Raw genomic sequence first — 17,024 nt, forward strand, 5'->3', positions numbered from 1 at the left:
TTTGGGCTGCCGTGCAAAATTTGCCCATGATGCCGCAGGAATCCCCTCCCTACCAGTTACAAGCGGTTACCAATCCACGGCTTGGCTTATTTGGCCTCGTCGTGGGGTTCCCAGTCGCGGGTGCGGCTGACGGCCTTCTTCCAGCCTGCGTACAGGCCTTCTTTTTCCGCTTCCGCCAGTTGTGGTTCGAACTCGCGCTCGATCACCGCCTTGCCCCGCAGTTCTTCCAGGCTGCCCCAGAAACCGCAGGCCAGGCCGGCCAGGTAGGCAGCGCCCAGGGCGGTGGTTTCACGCATTTGCGGGCGTTCCACCTGGGTGCCGAGGATGTCGGCCTGGAACTGCATGAGGAAGTTGTTGGCCACGGCGCCGCCGTCCACCCGCAGGGCTTTGAGGCGTTCGCCGGAGTCCTGCTGCATGGCGTCGAGCACGTCGCGGGTCTGGTAGGCGATGGACTCCAGGGCGGCACGGATGATGTGGTCCACGCGCACGCCGCGGGTCAGGCCGAACAGCGCGCCACGGGCATAGGGGTCCCAGTAGGGAGCACCCAGGCCGGTGAAGGCCGGCACCAGATACACGCCGTTGCTGTCCTTGACCTTGCCGGCGAAGTATTCGGTGTCGTGGGCGTCGTTGATGATCTTCAGTTCATCACGCAGCCACTGCACGGTGGAACCGCCGTTGAATACTGCACCTTCCAGGGCGTAGGCCACTTCGCCACGGGGGCCGCAGGCGATAGTGGTGAGCATGCCGTGCTGGGATTTAACCGCCTTGTCGCCGGTGTTCATCAGCAGGAAGCAGCCGGTGCCATAGGTGTTCTTGGCCTGGCCCGGCTCGACGCACATCTGGCCGAACAGCGCGGCCTGCTGGTCGCCGGCGATACCGCCGATGGCGATGCCGCTCTTGGTGCGGCCATATATTTCCGACGAGGACTTCACTTCCGGGAGCATTTCCCGCGGGATGTCCAGCACCTCCAGCATCTTCGCGTCCCACTCCAGGGTGTGGATGTTGAAGAGCATGGTGCGCGAGGCGTTGGTGTAGTCGGTGACGTGGGTCTTGCCGCCGGTGAATTTCCAGATCAGCCAGCTGTCGATGGTGCCGAACAGCAGCTCGCCGTTGCGCGCACGCTCGCGGCTGCCTTCGACGTTGTCGAGGATCCACTTGAGCTTGGTGCCGGAGAAGTAGGGGTCGGTCACCAGGCCGGTGGTTTCGCGGATGTAGTCTTCCAGGCCGTCGCGCTTGAGCTGCTGGCAGATCTCGGTGCTGCGGCGGCACTGCCAGACGATGGCGTTGTAGATCGGCCGGCCGGTGTTCTTGTCCCAGACCACAGTGGTTTCACGCTGGTTGGTGATACCGATGGCGGCCACCTGGTCGTGATGCAGGCCGGCTTGTGCCAGGGCCTCGACCATCACCGCGCTCTGGGTGGCGAAGATTTCCATCGGGTCATGTTCGACCCAGCCGGCCTGAGGGTAATGCTGGGCGAATTCGCGCTGGGCGGTGCAGACCACGTTGGCGTCGCGATCGAAAATGATCGCCCGGGAACTGGTCGTACCCTGATCGAGGGCAATGATGTAGTTCTTATTCTGAATGTCGGTCATGTCGATTGCCTTGGACGAAATAAGGGAGTGAGAACAGGCGCGCGATCGATTTGGGCAGGATCACGCGCCACTGGATTCAGGAAGCTTTGACTTTGCCTTCGGTGACCTGTTCGGCCTCCGGGGCGACAGCAGCGCTGGGCAAATGGCGGGCAATCAAGCCGCGATAGGCTGCAGCACCCAGGCAGGCGCCGAGGATCGGAGCGAAGATTGGCACCAGGAAATACGGAATATCACGGCCGCCGGTGAAGGAAATTTCACCCCAGCCGGTCACGAACGTCATCAGTTTAGGCCCGAAGTCCCGCGCTGGGTTCATCGCAAACCCGGTCAGCGGGCCCATGGCACTGCCGATCACGGCAATCAGCAGGCCGATCAGCAGCGGAGCCATCGGGCCGCGCGGCAAGCCATTGTTGTCATCGGTCAGGGACATGATCACTCCCATCAGGATGGCGGTGATCACCAGCTCCACTAGGAACGCCTGGGCAGTGGACAGCGCCGGGTTGGGGAAGGTGGAGAACACCGAGGCCAGTTCCAGGCTGGCCTGGGAGCCACGGACCATCTGGTGGGTTTGTTCGAAATCGAAGAACAGGTTGCTGTACAGCGTGTAAACCAAAAGCGCCGCGCAGAAGGCGCCAGCGATCTGGGCGAGGATGTAGAACGGCAGTTTGCGCTTCTCAAAATCGGCGAACAGGCACAGGGCGATGCTCACGGCCGGGTTCAGGTGCGCGCCGGAAACTCCGGCGGTCAGGTAGATCGCCATGCTCACGCCGATCCCCCAGATGATGCTGATTTCCCATAGGCCGAAGCTGGCCCCCGCGACCTTGAGCGCGGCGACACAGCCGGTGCCGAAGAAGATCAACAGCGCAGTACCCAGAAACTCGGCGATGCATTGGCCCGATAGCGACGGTTGTTGCAGAGCAGTTGTCATGTGAACCTCGATTTTTGTTGTTGTCTGGCGCTGCTGCAAAAGGCATGGAGCGCGACTTTAAACGAAGGCGGAATCCCCATTCCGACCTCGCCTTGCTACTGGGTACAACCTTGGATCTACCGCATGATATTCAGAAACGAAAAAATATAGACAAGAAACACCGCTGTCAAAGGTCGAAAGTGAACGGATGGTCATTTTATAGATATCAATCAAATGAATGATTCCGGGGCATAGTCGCGGGAACGACAGGCATGGTTGCTTTCGTAGGCACACGGGCCGGTTATCAAGGCTTGGAATAGAGCCTTTTGCTGGTGAATGACCTAAAATTCGCGCGCTTGGTTTTGCCTTTTCATTCCTCGCCTGGAGCTGCCATGACCCCTGCACTGGACCTGCTGAAAAAAGTTCGCGCCGAACATCGCATCCACAGTTACGAACATGACCCCAAGGCCGCCTCCTATGGCCTGGAGGCCGCGGAGAAACTTGATCTTGATCCAGCGCAGGTGTTCAAGACCTTGCTTGCCAGCAGTGAAAAGGGTGAGCTGCTGGTGGCGGTGGTGCCGGTCGTCGGAAGTCTTGACCTGAAGGCCCTGGCCCACGCAGCGGGCGTGAAGAAGGCTGAAATGGCCGACCCGGCTGCCGCCCAGCGCGCCACGGGGTACCTGCTGGGAGGCATCAGCCCGCTGGGGCAGAAGAAGCGCCTGCGGACCTTTATCGATAACAGTGCGCAGCCGTTCGCCAGCATCTTTGTCAGCGCCGGGCGCCGTGGCCTGGAAGTCGAGCTGGCGCCGGCGGTGCTGGCCGAGCATACCCAGGCCAGGTTCGCTGATATCGGTCGTCTTTGAGTCGCAACGGCTGCGGCCAGGGCCGCTGCTGTATGCAGGAAAATCCCGACTTCTGTGTCTGTCGCCCGTTGGGGGCCAGGGCCCATGCTGGTGGCCAGTTATTCACGGAGAAGGGATATGCAGCTTGAGTTTCATCAGGTCGATGCGTTCAGCGAGCGCCCGTTCGCGGGTAATCCGGCCATGGTTTACCGGCTTGAGTCCTGGCTCGATGACAGGCTGATGCAGCAGATTGCCGCCGAGCACAATCTGGCAGAAACCGCTTTTGTGGTGCGTGAGGCCCAGGGCTGGCGGATTCGCTGGTTCACCCCGGTGACTGAAGTGCCGTTGTGCGGGCATGCAACCTTGGCCACTGCCTATGTGTTGTTCGAGGTTCATGGCCAGACCGCGCAGCGTATCGACTTTCTCAGCCAGTCCGGACCCCTGAGTGTCACCCGTGAAGAGGGCCTGTTGTGGCTGGATTTCCCGCTGCGCAGCCCGAGCAGCCAGGCAGGGCGGGAGGCGGTGGCACAAGCGCTGGGGGTTGAGGTCGTCGAATTGCTGGGGGCCAACGAGCTATTGGCCGTGCTGGAGTCGGAGCAGGCGGTGCGTGAGTGCCGGCCGGATATGACGGCGCTGGCGAAACTGCCCTGGCCCGGGGTGATCGTGACTGCGCGTGGGGAGCAGCACGACTTTGTCTCGCGCTATTTTGCCCCCGCCATCGGTATCGATGAGGACCCGGTGACCGGATCCACCCATTGCTGCCTGGCGCCTTACTGGGCGCAGCGGTTGGATAAGCCGCAGTTGAGCGCCTACCAGTGCTCTGCCCGAGGTGGCGCATTGTTTTGTCGTCTGGAAGGTGAGCGGGTGAAGATCGGTGGGCATGCCCGGCTGATTGCCAGTGGGCAGTTGCATCTGCCATGACTGTGCTGGGTGTTTCGCCGGCAAGCCGGCTCCTACAGTGGGCTGTCGTAGGAGCTGGCTTGCCAGCGAAGACGGCTCAATGCGCGCTGCTGTAACGGCGCACCCCTGAGTCGCTTTGCGGGATCTGCGCTGCGGTACTGCCCGAGGCCTGGAACAGCACCAGGTGTTCCGCCGCGACCCGGATACCCACATCGGCGCCGACCTGATGATCGGCGTGGCTCGGGAAGATCGATTCCAGCTGGCTGCCGGTGGGCAGTTGCAGGCGATACAGGGTCGAGGCGCCGAGGAACGTCTTGCCCACGACGCGGGCTTTCAAGGCGCTGTCGGGGGCGTGGACGATGTCGTCCGGACGCAACAGCACATCCACCGCACCGCCGGTTGGCCAGGTGTAGGCACGGTTGCCCTGCAGCAAGCCGAGTTCGGTCTGTACCGATTCCGGGCTGCTCAACTGGCCGCGAATGAAGTAGCCCTGACCGATGAAGCTGGCGACGAAGGGCGTCTGGGGTTCGTGGTAGAGGTTGTACGGTGTGTCCCACTGTTCCAGGCGGCCTTCCTTGAATACCCCTACCTGATCGCTCACGGCAAAGGCTTCTTCCTGGTCGTGAGTAACCAGGATCGCACTGGTGCCACGGGCCTTGAGGATGTCACGCACCTCGTGGCTGAGCTTGCGTCGCAGTTCGCCGTCGAGGTTGGAGAAGGGCTCGTCGAGCAGCAGCAGTTGTGGTTCGGGAGCCAGGGCACGAGCCAGGGCCACCCGTTGTTGCTGGCCACCGGACAGTTCGTGGGGGAAGCGCTGGCCGAGGTTCTTCAGGTTCACCAGCTCCAGCAGTTCGGCCACCACCCGCTCTTTCTGCGGGTGTTTGCGAATGCCGAAGGCAATGTTGTCGGCCACGCTCAGGTGCGGGAACAGGGCGTAGTCCTGGAACACCATGCCGATCCGGCGTTTCTCCGGCGCCAGGGTGAAACCAGCGCTGGAGATGGTCTCGCCCGCCAGCTGGATTTCCCCCTCATGCACCGGCTCGAACCCGGCGATGGCGCGCAGGGTGGTGGTCTTGCCGCAGCCGGATGAGCCCAGCAGGCAGCCGATATCCCCGGCATTGAGGTGCAGGTTGAGGTTCTGCACCACGCGTTGGTCCTGGTAGCCGCAAGCGAGGTTGCGCAGGTTCAGTAGCAAGGGCTGGCTCATGCGTGGTGGTACGCCGGCTCGACGAGGAATTCGAGCAGGGCCTTTTGTGCGTGGAGGCGGTTTTCCGCCTGGTCCCAGGCCACCGAACGCGGGTCGTCCAGCAGGTCGAGGCTGATTTCTTCACCGCGGTGGGCGGGCAGGCAATGCATGAACAGAACGTCCTCGGCGGCCAGGTCCAGCAGTGCACGGTTGACCTGGAAGGGAGCGAACAGTTGCAGGCGCTTGGCGGTCTCCTCTTCCTGGCCCATGGAGGTCCAGACATCGGTGCTCACCAGGTGGGCGCCACGCACGGCTTCGCGAGGGTCGCGGACGATGGTCACGCGCTCGCCGGCCTGAGCGACGAAGTCTGCGTTCGGCTCGTAGCCTTCAGGGCAGGCGATGCGCAGTTGGAAGTCGAACTGGATGGCCGCTTCTATATAGCTGTTGCACATGTTGTTGCCGTCGCCGATCCAGGCCACGGTCTTGCCCTGGATCGAGCCGCGATGCTCGAGGAACGTCTGCATGTCAGCCAGCAGTTGGCAGGGGTGCAGGTCATCGGACAGGCCGTTGATCACCGGTACGCGGGAGTTGGCCGCAAACTCGGTCAGGGTGCTGTGGGCAAAGGTGCGGATCATCACGGCATCGAGCATGCGCGACATGACGATGGCGCAGTCGCCGATGGGCTCGCCGCGCCCCAGTTGAGTGTCCCGTGGCGAAAGGAAGATGGCCTGGCCGCCCAGTTGGATCATGCCGGCTTCGAAGGACAGTCGGGTTCGGGTCGACGACTTCTCGAAAATCATGCCAAGCACACGATTTTTCAAGGGCTCGAAGAGTACGCCGCGGTTACGCAGGTCCTTCAGCTCGATGCCTCGACGAATCACACTGACCAGCTCTTCGGGCGTGCAATCCATCAGGGAGAGAAAGTGCCTTGCGCTCATCATTAACTACCTTTTTGCAACGGACCGCAGATTCTCAAAGCCTTGTTTAGTCGAACAACGGGCTGGACCTGCGGCGAAAGCCGCACGGGGCGACGAAATAGGGGAAGGCGCGATCTTATAATTAAATGTCGCGTCTTACCAATAGTAGTGCTACGGCGATTATGGGCATGAGAGGCCAGGACGCGAATGCGCTGGCACTTTTGAGACCAGTTTCCAGACAGCAGCCGGGCATTTGTACACTGCCCCGGCGCGCCTTGGCAATCGAGCGCGGCGCAGGTGATGCCCATGCAGTCGTTTTCTGACCTGGAGGGCGGGGGCTGCGTCCCGGATAATCCGCGGGCTGGCAGCCTGAAACATTTCCTAATGCAAAGTGCTGAGGTTATAAAGGCGAATCAGTGGCAGGGACGGGTGAACGATGGAATCCAGGGAGCAACAACTGATGACGCTCTTGGGGCTCACGGCCCGGGCACTCACCGACATGACAGCTTCGGTGACGGCGTTTTCCTTCGAGCTGCTGCGCAGTGAAGATCCGGTGACCCGAGCGGCCGCGCGCAAGATGATCGACCGGATGATGAGCCTCAGTGCAGGCCTGGACGAGCATTGGCGATTGCTCGCACAACTCTCGGGTGGCTATGGAGAGCGGGAGGCTGTGGATGCAACCACCCACGTCTCAGCGGATGGGCCGCCACGGTTGCCCTCCAACTGAAGGCGCCGATCATGGCCGGGGCTGATGGCCGTGAATTCATGGGACGAACGTCACTGGTGTCCTGTCAGGGGAGCGCCCATAGTTTTTGCTTCCGGCAAGCGAATACGCTGCGCTCTCAAACAATAGAGACTGGCCATGACCAAGACTCTCCATCACCGTGCCTGCCACCTGTGTGAGGCCATCTGTGGCCTGACCCTGGAAATCACTGAAGAAGACGGCAGTGCTCCGCGCATCAGCTCGATCAAGGGCGATCTTCAGGACAGTTTCAGCCGCGGTCATATCTGCCCCAAGGCCGTGGCCTTGCAAGATATCCAGAATGACCCGGACCGCCTGCGCCAGCCGGTGCGCCGGGTTGGCAATGAGTGGCAACCGATCGAATGGGACGAGGCCTTTGCCCTGGTGGCCGAGCGGCTGGCGAGTATTCAGCAGCGTCATGGCAACAACGCGGTGGCGACCTACCAGGGCAATCCCAGCGTGCACAACTATGGGCTGATGACCCACAGCAACTACTTTCTCGGCCAGCTCAAGACGCGCAATCGCTTCTCGGCTACCTCGGTCGACCAATTGCCTCAGCACCTGACCAGCTACCTGATGTATGGCCACGGCTTGCTGTTGCCGATTCCGGATATCGATCACACCGATTTCATGTTGATTCTTGGCGGCAATCCCCTGGCGTCCAACGGCAGCATCATGACCGTTCCGGATGTGGAAAAGCGCCTGAAAGCGATCCAGGCCCGTGGCGGCAAGGTAGTGGTGGTCGATCCGCGGCGCAGCGAAACCGCGGCCATGGCCGACCAGCATCTGTTTGTCCGCCCGGGGGGCGATGTCGCGCTGCTGTTTGGCCTGCTCAACAGCATCTTCGAAGAGGGGCCGACCCGCGACAGTCACTTGCAGGTGGATGGGCTGGCCGAGGTGCGCCAGGCCATATCCCGGTTCACGGCGGAGGCGATGAGCCCCCTGTGCGCCATTGCGGCGCCACAGATCCGCCAACTGGCCAGGGATTTCGCCTCGGCCGACAGAGCGGTCTGCTACGGGCGCATGGGCGTCTCGACCCAGGCCTTCGGCACGCTGTGCCATTGGTTACTGCAATTGCTCAACCTGGTCACCGGTAACCTCGACCGCGTGGGTGGCGCCTTGTGTACCAGCCCCGCGGTGGATCTGGTAGCGGCGACTTCGGGCGGCCACTTCAATGCCTGGCAGAGCCGGGTTTCCGGGCTTCCGGAATACGGCGGCGAGTTGCCGGTGTCGGCCCTGGCAGAAGAGATGCTCACCGAAGGGGAGGGGCAGGTACGGGCGCTGATCACGGTGGCGGGCAACCCGGTGCTGTCCACGCCCAATGGCCGGCAGCTGGAGCAGGCGCTGGATGGCTTGGAGTTCATGCTCAGCATCGACCTGTACATCAACGAAACCACCCGCTATGCCGACTTGATCCTGCCGTCCACCTCGGCCCTGGAAAATGATCACTACGACACCACGTTCAATCTGTTCGCGGTGCGCAATGTCAGCCGTTTCAACCGGGCGATCCTGCCCAAGCCCGAAGGTGCACTGCACGACTGGGAGATCTTCGTCGGCCTGGCCAAGGCCTTTGCCGAGCGCACCGAAAGCTCGCTCAAGCCGACCATCGCGCCGGCGCAAATGATTGATATGGGGCTGCGTGCCGGGCCTTATGGCGACGCCTCGCCGTTCAAGCTGTCATTGGCGACGCTGGCCGAGCATCCCCATGGCATCGATCTGGGGCCGCTGCAGCCGAATCTGGCCGGGCGCCTGAAAACCGAAAACCTGCGGGTCCAGGCTGCGCCGCCGGCGATCATGGCCGACCTGGAGCGCTTTGCTGCCCTGGAGGCGCCGCAGGAGGGGGAATTGTTGTTGATCGGCCGCAGGCATGTGCGCAGTAACAACTCCTGGATGCACAACTATCACCGCCTGGTGAAGGGCAAGCCTCGTCACCAACTGCTGATGCATCCGCAGGATCTGGCTCACCGGGGTTTGCAGGACGGTCAACGGGTACGCATCAGTTCACGGGTCGGCGCGGTGGAAGTCGAAGTGCTGGCCAGCGCCGAGATGATGCCGGGGGTGGTGAGCCTGCCCCATGGCTGGGGGCATGGGCGTCCGGGCGTGCAGATGAACATAGCCACGGAGCAGCCGGGTTGCAGCGCTAATGACCTGACCGACGAGCGCCAGCTCGATGTGCTGTCGGGAAATGCGGCGTTGAACGGGGTGCCGGTCAGGGTGCAGGCGGCCTGAGATGTCTGTCGGAGAGGCCGAGCAGGGTGCTCAGGATTCCGTTACAATGCGCCACCGTGCCGACAACAGAGTCGGAAAGTTCAGCCGAGGTGTTCCATGGATATCATCGAAACTATTAAAGAGCAGATTGCCAACAACACCATTCTGCTTTACATGAAAGGCTCGCCGAATGCCCCGCAGTGCGGCTTCTCTGCCAAAGCCGCTCAGGCCGTAATGGGCTGTGGTGAGAAGTTCGCTTACGTGGACATCCTGCAGAACCCGGAAATTCGCGCCAACCTGCCCAAGTACGCCAATTGGCCAACCTTCCCACAACTGTGGGTGGCCGGTGAGCTGGTCGGCGGCAGCGACATCATGGCTGAAATGTTCGCCAACGGTGAATTGCAGAGCCTGATCAAGGCCGCTGCCGAAAAAGCCGCTGCCAAGACCGAAGCGTAAAAGCGCGCCTGCTCGCGAGGGTTTCCGGGAATCGACATGCTACTCGTGTGATTCTCGGAAACTTGCGGCAAGCACTCTGCTTCGGTTTGTTACGCGAACATATCCGCGTAATAAAAAAGCCCCGCTCTCATAAGAGAAGCGGGGCTTTTTTATTCTTCGGGTATTACGAGTTGAGTTACTCGTCACCCATTTGCGATTGCAGATAGTTCTCGATACCCACTTTATCGATCAGGCCCAATTGGGTTTCCAGCCAGTCGATATGCTCTTCTTCGGATTCCAGAATATCTTCCAGCAGTTCACGGCTGCCGAAGTCACCAACCGATTCGCAATGGGCGATCGCGGCCTTGAGGTCGGCATGGCCGGTGCGCTCGATACGCAGGTCGCATTCGAGCATTTCCTTGGTGTGCTCACCTATATGCAACTTGCCCAGGTCCTGGACGTTGGGCAGGCCTTCGAGGAAGAGGATGCGCTTGATCAGCTTGTCCGCATGCTTCATCTCGTCGATGGACTCGTGGTACTCGTGCTTGCCCAGCTTGTTCAGGCCCCAATCTTCATACATGCGCGCATGCAGGAAGTACTGATTGATCGCGACCAGTTCATTGGCAAGGATTTTATTGAGATGCTGGATGACTGTAATGTCGCCTTTCATGATGGGGTCCTGCCCTGTATTTAGTGGAACATGGGCAGAGTCTGAGCTGCATGAACATTACTGTCAAACCTAAGTTATTGAATAATATATGAAAATTAATCGGAATAAGAATGTTTGTGTTCCGCGTTTTGTCTCTAAGCGATTGAATTACAGGCATAAAAAAACCGGACGCCAGGTCCGGTTGTTTGTAACGCCGCTAATTATTGATTAAATCAGGCGACATTAAATTCCACAGGGTAGGGGATTGCCGCTTGGCTGCTCTGCAATTCGGTCAGGGTTTCGCGAACCACTTGCTTGGCCAGGCAGGCACATTTGCCGCACTGGCTGGCAACGCCGGTGGCCTGGCGTACTTCGCGGTAGCTGCAGCAACCTTCGTAGATCGCTTCGCGAATTTGTCCGTCGGTGACACCGGTGCAGAGGCAGACATACATAAGATGAGAACCGTCGCTGGTTAGGGCTCAATTGCGATGGATCTTAATGTTAACGAGAATGATTGTCAAAGTGGTTTCGACGCCCTTTGTTGCTGATTCTTGCTTGAGTGACGAACGGCTTTTCTTGGCATTAATGACAGATCATTCGCATTTTTCGCGTTGGAGGCCGGCCAGAGGAAAAACCACTAAGGACAGCTTAAAAACGCCGTGTATGATGGTCGGTCCTTGCGAAGAGGGCGCACGTCACGGGGCTGTCGCATCAGCATGGCAGGCTCGGGGCCAACCCTTCTTCTTCATTACTACGTCCACACCAGGAGATATCCAATGAGCGTACTCGTAGGCAAACAAGCCCCTGACTTCACCGTTCCGGCCGTTCTCGGCAATGGCGAAATCGTCGACAGCTTCACCCTGTCCTCGGCCATCAAAGGCAAATACGGCCTGGTGTTCTTCTACCCACTGGACTTCACCTTCGTGTGCCCGTCCGAGCTGATCGCTCTGGACCACCGCATGGCTGACTTCAAGGCACGCAACGTTGAAGTGATCGCTGTGTCCATCGACTCGCACTTCACTCACAACGCCTGGCGTAACACCCCGATCAATGCCGGCGGCATCGGTCAGGTTCAATACATCATGGCTGCTGACATGAAGCACGAAATCGCCAAGGCCTACGACGTTGAGTCCGAAGGCGGCGTGGCTTTCCGTGGCGCGTTCCTGATCGACGACAAAGGCGTTGTCCGCTCGCAGATCGTCAACGACCTGCCACTGGGCCGCAACATGGAAGAGCTGATCCGTCTGGTCGACGCTCTGCAGTTCCACGAAGAGCACGGCGAAGTCTGCCCTGCCAACTGGAAGAAAGGCGACAAGGGCATGACCGCTTCGCCAGAAGGCGTTGCTGCTTACCTGAGCGAGAACGCCGGCAAGCTGTAAGGCTTGGCGTTACGCATAAAAAACCGGCCTTAGGGCCGGTTTTTTTATGGGGCAAAGGAAAGCGACTATTCAGTCGTCGAAATCCTGCCAGCCGCCCATCTGTTTCCAGCGGTTGACGATGCCGCAGAACAGCTCGGCGGTCTTCTCGGTGTCGTAGCGAGCCGAGTGGGCCTCGCGACCGTCGAAGTCGATGTCTGCGCTCTGACAGGCCTTGGCCAGCACGGTCTGGCCGTATGCCAGGCCAGCCAGAGTGGCGGTATCGAAGCTGGAGAACGGGTGGAACGGATTGCGCTTCATGTCCAGGCGCGCCACGGCGGCATTCAGGAAGCCCAGGTCGAAGCTGCTGTTGTGGCCTACCAGGATGGCGCGCTTGCAGCCATTGGCCTTCAGCGCCTTGCGCACCCCGCGGAAAATATCGGTGAGGGCGGTTTCTTCGCTCACAGCCATGCGCAGGGGATGATCAAGCTTGATCCCGGTGAATTCCAGGGCTGCAGCTTCGATGTTCGCGCCTTCGAAAGGCTCGACCCGGAAGAAGTAGGTGTGTTCGGGGAACACGAAGCCTTTTTCGTCCATGCCGATGGTGGTTGCGGCAATTTCCAGCAGGGCGTCGGTTGCCGAGTTGAAGCCACCGGTTTCAACATCGACGACTACCGGCAGGTAACCGCGAAAGCGTGCCGCCATCGGATGGCGAGGACCGCCGCTGCTACCTTCTTGTTCGTCGTCGAAATGGTCGTCACTCACGAGTGATCCTCCAGCAGGCGCCAGCGCAGTTTTTCACCGGCGCGCAGCGGAATGACAGTCAGCTCGCCAAACGGCAGGCTGGCAGGAGCGGTCCATTCTTCACGGACCAGGGTGATGCTGTCGGTGTTGGCCGGCAGGCCGTAGAAGCGCGGGCCGTTGAGGCTGGCGAAAGCTTCCAGCTGATCCAGGGCGTTGCGTTGTTCGAACGCTTCGGCGTACAGCTCGATGGCGGCGTAGGCGCTATAGCAGCCGGCGCAACCGCAAGCGGCTTCCTTGGCGTGCTGGGCGTGAGGTGCCGAGTCGGTGCCGAGGAAGAACTTCGCGTTGCCGCTGGTGGCCGCATCCAGCAGGGCTTCCTGGTGGGTGTTGCGCTTGAGGATCGGCAGGCAATAGAAGTGCGGACGAATACCGCCCACCAGCATGTGATTGCGGTTGTACAGCAGGTGATGCGCAGTGATGGTGGCGCCGACGTTAGCCGAAGCCTCCTTGACGAACTGCACGGCTTCAGCGGTGGTGATGTGTTCGAACACCACTTTCAGGCTGGGGAAGCGTTCAACCACACGCCGCATGTGCTCGTCGATGAAGATCTTCTCGCGGTCGAAGACGTCGACGTCGCCGCGGGTTACCTCGCCGTGGATCAACAGCGGCAGACCGACTTCGGCCATGGCTTCAAGCACCGGGAAAATCTTGTCGATGCTGGTCACGCCCGAATCCGAGTTGGTGGTCGCGCCGGCCGGGTACAGCTTGGCGGCGTGGACGAAACCGCAGGCCTTGGCCGCGCGGATTTCCTCCGGCTGGGTACGGTCGGTCAGGTAGAGCACCATCAGTGGCTCGAAGCGGCTGCCGGCCGGGCGCGCAGCTAGAATGCGCTGGCGATAGGCGTCGGCTTCCGCGGCGTTGCGCACCGGAGGTACCAGGTTGGGCATGATGATGGCGCGGCCAAAGGTGCGCGCGACATCTGCGACTGTATTGGGCAACACGGCCCCATCGCGAAGATGAATATGCCAGTCGTCGGGACGCAGCAGGGTCAGGCGGTCGGACATTGGAGGTTCCAGGCGGGTAAAACTCGGGGGAATGCTACCGGAAAAGACTCTTCCAGGCACTCGCTATCAAGTTTTGCGACGAGCAACCGATATCCCGAAGGTATGGCGTATTAACGCCTGTCGATTTTTCTGTTGTACACGTCAGTGGAGCCTCCCGTGCGCCAGCGTTATCTAGCCTTGCTCAGTGTGTTTGCCAGCCTGCCTGCGATGGCTCTCACTTTCCAGACTCGCCTGGAGAGCATTGAGTGGACGGTCGAAGGTGACAAGTTCGAGTGCCGCCTGATCCAACCGGTTACCGATTTCGGTTCCGGCGAATTCGTTCGTCGCGCCGGCGAGCAGGCGATTTTCCGCCTCAAGAGTTTCAACCCCATGCAGGCCGGTGGTTCCGCGACCCTGCTTGCGGCCGCCGCCCCCTGGCAGCCGGGGCGTGGCGACATCAACCTCGGGGCGGTCAAGGCCGGTACCGATGGGGTGCTGTTCAACAGCAACCAGATGCAGGCCGGACGTCTGATCGTCGGTTTGCTGGAGGGGCGCAGCCCGGTGGTCCGGCACTTCTCCCGCGAAGGCGGAGTGTCCGAGGTACGCCTGTTGCCGGTGAAGTTCAGCAAGGCCTACGGCGACTATCAAAGCTGCATGGCCAAGCTGTTGCCGATGAACTATGAACAGGTCAAGCAGGCCGAGATCGGTTTCCCCGGGGGTGGCATCGACCTGGACGCCCGGGCCAAGGCCAAGCTGCAAGTGATGGTGGACTTCATCAAGGCCGACCCCTCGGTCAATCATGTCGAATTGGACGGGCACTCTGATAACAGTGGCAACCGCCTGACCAACCGTGACCTGTCGCGCCGTCGTGCGCTGGCGGTCATGGAGTTCTTCAAGGCCAATGGCCTGGCGGAAAACCAGATCGTGGTGCGCTTCCATGGCGAGCGCTATCCCCTGGCCCCCAACACCAATGCGGCCAACCGGGCGAAGAACCGGCGGGTCAATGTGCATCTGGAGCGGGTCGCTCCTGCCGAAAAGCCGGCCCCAGCGCCTCAGGCGGCTTCCGGATCCAGCGCAGCGGCGACTTCCTGATACGGCTGTCGTCGCTCACTCGACATAATCTGTCGCTTGGTCGTCATAAGCTGTCGCGCCTCTGTAAATTATCCGCGTGGATCGGTAGACTTGGCGGCTTTCCGTACAACCCCGTGGAGTGATGGCATGGCGGACGTTAACAAGGTCGTTCTGGCGTATTCGGGCGGCCTGGACACTTCGGTGATCCTCAAGTGGCTGCAGGATACTTACAACTGTGAAGTAGTGACTTTCACTGCTGACCTGGGCCAAGGCGAAGAGGTCGAGCCGGCCCGCGCCAAGGCGCAAGCCATGGGCGTCAAAGAGATCTACATCGACGATCTGCGCGAAGAGTTCGTGCGTGATTTCGTTTTCCCGATGTTCCGCGCCAACACCGTCTACGAAGGCGAGTACCTGCTGGGTACTTCCATCGCTCGTCCGTTGATCGCCAAGCGCCTGATCGAAATCGCCAACGAAACCGGCGCCGACGCCATTTCCCATGGCGCCACCGGCAAGGGCAACGATCAGGTGCGTTTCGAACTGGGCGCCTACGCCCTCAAGCCGGGTGTGAAGGTGATTGCCCCTTGGCGCGAGTGGGACCTGCTGTCCCGCGAGAAGCTGATGGACTACGCCGAGAAGCACGGGATCCCGATCGAGCGTCACGGCAAGAAGAAATCCCCGTACTCGATGGACGCCAACCTGCTGCATATCTCCTATGAAGGCGGCGTTCTGGAAGACACCTGGACCGAGCACGAAGAAGACATGTGGCGCTGGACTGTCTCCCCGGAGAAGGCCCCAGATACCCCGCAATACCTGGAACTGACCTACCGCAACGGCGATATCGTGGCACTGGACGGCGTCGAGATGACCCCGGCCACCGTGCTGGCGACCCTGAACCGCATCGGTGGCGAACACGGTATCGGTCGTCTGGACATCGTCGAGAACCGTTACGTGGGCATGAAGTCCCGCGGCTGCTACGAGACACCTGGCGGCACCATCATGCTGCGTGCTCACCGCGCTATCGAGTCCATCACCCTGGACCGCGAAGTGGCTCACCTCAAAGACGAGCTTATGCCCAAGTACGCCAGCCTGATCTACACCGGCTACTGGTGGAGCCCTGAGCGTCTGATGCTGCAACAGATGATCGACGTCTCCCAGGCCCACGTGAATGGCGTGGTACGCCTGAAGCTGTACAAGGGCAACGTGATCGTGACCGGTCGCAAGTCTGACGAATCGCTGTTCGACGCCAACATCGCTACCTTCGAAGAGGACGGCGGTGCCTACAACCAGGCGGACGCAGCTGGCTTCATCAAGCTCAACGCCCTGCGCATGCGCATTGCCGCGAACAAGGGTCGGACCCTGGTCTGATGCTTTGAGTGGTTGAAGAAAGCCCCGCGATAAGCGGGGCTTTTTTTTGCCCTGGATAATTGCAGTGAGCGTCGGGGCCTAATTCAGATCAGCAAGTGTCTGTTGGGTAAGGTGAGCCACTTCTTGATGGGCGAAGTACCAAGTACCGCTACTGAGAGTGCTTGTAGGTTGGAGTTTTATTAGTACGAAAAGTAGCTGATTTGACGATTGATCCTAGGCGGTTTGGATATTGAACCACTTTTATCTAGGTCGTTTTGTAAGGCAATTCGGTATTGTTTGTAAGGATCGTCCTCGTAAGGTCGTAGCCCTCTGTAGCACGGTGTCAGAGTCAATTCTCTGGGGTATTGTGCGGGCTCTAAAAAAACTCTCAGGACTGAGATGGACCTATGAAAAGAGTATTGATCGTGGATGATCACCCTGTTGTCCGTTTGGCTGTGCGTATGTTGATGGAGCGCCATGGCCTTGAAGTAGTAGCGGAAGCAGATAACGGCACGGATGCATTGAAGTTGGCTCTTGAATATGTTCCAGACATCTTGATTCTGGATATTGGAATTCCGCAACTTGATGGGCTCGAAGTTATAAACCGGCTGATGTCCAGAGGTATGTCGATCAAGATTCTGGTATTGACCCTGCAAGTTCCGGGGCCTTTCTCCATGCGCTGCATGCAGGCCGGTGCTGCCGGTTATGTGTGCAAGCAGCAGGACATCACCGAGCTGTTGAGTGCCGTGCGTGCGGTGCTTGCGGGATACAGCTACTTCCCCAACGAGGCCTTGCACACCTTTCGCTCAAGCCAGGGCATCAGCAGTGAGCAGCAGATGATCGAGCTGCTTTCAGGGCGCGAATTGATCGTATTGAAACAACTCACCAACGGCATGAGTAACAAGGAAATTGCCGAGGGGTTGTGCTTGAGCAACAAGACCATCAGTACCTACAAGCGCCGGTTGCTGGCCAAGCTCAATGCTCGTTCACTGGTTGATCTGATCGAGTTCGCTCAACGGCATCGGTTGATATGAGCCTTTAGAGCACGTGCGCATTGAGACGGTGTTGCTGGATGGGCTCGCTTGAGTGCCG

At 60.1% G+C, this 17,024-nt stretch carries 17 protein-coding genes; 9 read left to right on the forward strand and 8 right to left on the reverse strand.

Annotated elements, in window-relative coordinates:
* Nucleotides 1–86 precede the first annotated feature (86 nt).
* Nucleotides 87–1,592, reverse strand: a complete 1,506-nt coding sequence (gene glpK, locus F6S12_RS03300; RefSeq protein WP_019093252.1) for a glycerol kinase GlpK — start codon at nucleotides 1,590–1,592, stop codon at nucleotides 87–89.
* A gap of 76 nt (nucleotides 1,593–1,668) precedes the next feature.
* On the reverse strand, nucleotides 1,669–2,517 hold the full coding sequence (locus tag F6S12_RS03305) for an MIP/aquaporin family protein (RefSeq protein ID WP_015636822.1): 849 nt from the start codon (nucleotides 2,515–2,517) through the stop codon (nucleotides 1,669–1,671).
* A gap of 371 nt (nucleotides 2,518–2,888) precedes the next feature.
* Here F6S12_RS03305 and ybaK point away from each other — a divergent pair, with 371 nt between their 5' ends.
* Together ybaK and F6S12_RS03315 are read left to right on the forward strand one after the other, a co-directional pair.
* On the forward strand, nucleotides 2,889–3,359 hold the full coding sequence (ybaK, locus tag F6S12_RS03310) for a Cys-tRNA(Pro) deacylase (protein ID WP_123431368.1): 471 nt from the start codon (nucleotides 2,889–2,891) through the stop codon (nucleotides 3,357–3,359).
* A 117-nt stretch (nucleotides 3,360–3,476) separates the two neighbouring features.
* Nucleotides 3,477–4,259: a PhzF family phenazine biosynthesis protein gene (locus tag F6S12_RS03315; RefSeq protein ID WP_123431367.1), complete on the forward strand. Its 783-nt coding sequence runs from the start codon at nucleotides 3,477–3,479 to the stop codon at nucleotides 4,257–4,259.
* A 76-nt stretch (nucleotides 4,260–4,335) separates the two neighbouring features.
* Here the strand turns inward: F6S12_RS03315 and F6S12_RS03320 are convergent, their stop codons facing one another.
* Complete coding sequence (locus F6S12_RS03320; RefSeq protein ID WP_053153523.1) at nucleotides 4,336–5,445, reverse strand: ABC transporter ATP-binding protein; 1,110 nt, start codon at nucleotides 5,443–5,445, stop codon at nucleotides 4,336–4,338.
* The gene (gene argF / locus F6S12_RS03325) at nucleotides 5,442–6,362 is read right to left on the reverse strand and encodes an ornithine carbamoyltransferase (protein WP_011063117.1); all 921 of its coding nucleotides are present in this window, start codon (nucleotides 6,360–6,362) and stop codon (nucleotides 5,442–5,444) included. Before argF ends, F6S12_RS03320 begins: the two co-directional genes overlap by 4 nt.
* A 415-nt stretch (nucleotides 6,363–6,777) precedes the next feature.
* On the opposite strand from argF, the gene F6S12_RS03330 reads away from it, so the two are divergent.
* From F6S12_RS03330 to grxD, 3 genes are all read left to right on the forward strand, one after another.
* Nucleotides 6,778–7,068: a hypothetical protein gene (locus tag F6S12_RS03330; RefSeq protein WP_015636818.1), complete on the forward strand. Its 291-nt coding sequence runs from the start codon at nucleotides 6,778–6,780 to the stop codon at nucleotides 7,066–7,068.
* A gap of 135 nt (nucleotides 7,069–7,203) precedes the next feature.
* Nucleotides 7,204–9,312, forward strand: a complete 2,109-nt coding sequence (locus tag F6S12_RS03335) for a molybdopterin oxidoreductase family protein (RefSeq protein WP_161466184.1) — start codon at nucleotides 7,204–7,206, stop codon at nucleotides 9,310–9,312.
* Between the two features lie 96 nt (nucleotides 9,313–9,408).
* On the forward strand, nucleotides 9,409–9,747 hold the full coding sequence (gene grxD, locus F6S12_RS03340) for a Grx4 family monothiol glutaredoxin (RefSeq protein ID WP_011063114.1): 339 nt from the start codon (nucleotides 9,409–9,411) through the stop codon (nucleotides 9,745–9,747).
* Nucleotides 9,748–9,922: 175 nt separating this feature from the next.
* Here the strand turns inward: grxD and bfr are convergent, their stop codons facing one another.
* A complete protein-coding gene (gene bfr / locus F6S12_RS03345; RefSeq protein WP_011063113.1) occupies nucleotides 9,923–10,396 on the reverse strand; it encodes a bacterioferritin in 474 nt (157 codons plus the stop codon).
* Nucleotides 10,397–10,608: 212 nt separating this feature from the next.
* Nucleotides 10,609–10,827 carry a bacterioferritin-associated ferredoxin gene (locus F6S12_RS03350; protein WP_011063112.1) on the reverse strand — a complete coding sequence of 73 codons (219 nt, stop codon included), beginning with the start codon at nucleotides 10,825–10,827 and terminating at the stop codon, nucleotides 10,609–10,611.
* A gap of 324 nt (nucleotides 10,828–11,151) precedes the next feature.
* Here F6S12_RS03350 and F6S12_RS03355 point away from each other — a divergent pair, with 324 nt between their 5' ends.
* The gene (locus F6S12_RS03355) at nucleotides 11,152–11,754 is read left to right on the forward strand and encodes a peroxiredoxin (protein WP_011063111.1); all 603 of its coding nucleotides are present in this window, start codon (nucleotides 11,152–11,154) and stop codon (nucleotides 11,752–11,754) included.
* Between the two features lie 69 nt (nucleotides 11,755–11,823).
* Here F6S12_RS03355 and rnt read toward each other — a convergent pair whose 3' ends face one another.
* Both rnt and pyrC read right to left on the reverse strand, forming a co-directional pair.
* On the reverse strand, nucleotides 11,824–12,495 hold the full coding sequence (gene rnt, locus F6S12_RS03360) for a ribonuclease T (protein ID WP_011063110.1): 672 nt from the start codon (nucleotides 12,493–12,495) through the stop codon (nucleotides 11,824–11,826).
* Nucleotides 12,492–13,538 (reverse strand): dihydroorotase, encoded by a 1,047-nt coding sequence (pyrC, locus tag F6S12_RS03365; RefSeq protein ID WP_011063109.1) that lies wholly within the window; start codon nucleotides 13,536–13,538, stop codon nucleotides 12,492–12,494. The genes rnt and pyrC overlap by 4 nt, the downstream gene beginning before the upstream one ends.
* A gap of 156 nt (nucleotides 13,539–13,694) precedes the next feature.
* Here pyrC and F6S12_RS03370 point away from each other — a divergent pair, with 156 nt between their 5' ends.
* From F6S12_RS03370 to F6S12_RS03380, 3 genes are all read left to right on the forward strand, one after another.
* On the forward strand, nucleotides 13,695–14,609 hold the full coding sequence (locus tag F6S12_RS03370) for a flagellar protein MotY (RefSeq protein ID WP_152686405.1): 915 nt from the start codon (nucleotides 13,695–13,697) through the stop codon (nucleotides 14,607–14,609).
* 126 nt (nucleotides 14,610–14,735) lie between these two features.
* Nucleotides 14,736–15,953, forward strand: a complete 1,218-nt coding sequence (locus tag F6S12_RS03375; protein ID WP_161466183.1) for an argininosuccinate synthase — start codon at nucleotides 14,736–14,738, stop codon at nucleotides 15,951–15,953.
* Between the two features lie 386 nt (nucleotides 15,954–16,339).
* On the forward strand, nucleotides 16,340–16,966 hold the full coding sequence (locus tag F6S12_RS03380) for a response regulator transcription factor (protein ID WP_011063106.1): 627 nt from the start codon (nucleotides 16,340–16,342) through the stop codon (nucleotides 16,964–16,966).
* Nucleotides 16,967–17,024 lie beyond the last annotated feature (58 nt).

The sequence above is a fragment of the Pseudomonas sp. JV245A genome (assembly GCF_032424515.1).
GTDB classification, from domain to species: domain Bacteria; phylum Pseudomonadota; class Gammaproteobacteria; order Pseudomonadales; family Pseudomonadaceae; genus Aquipseudomonas; species Aquipseudomonas protegens.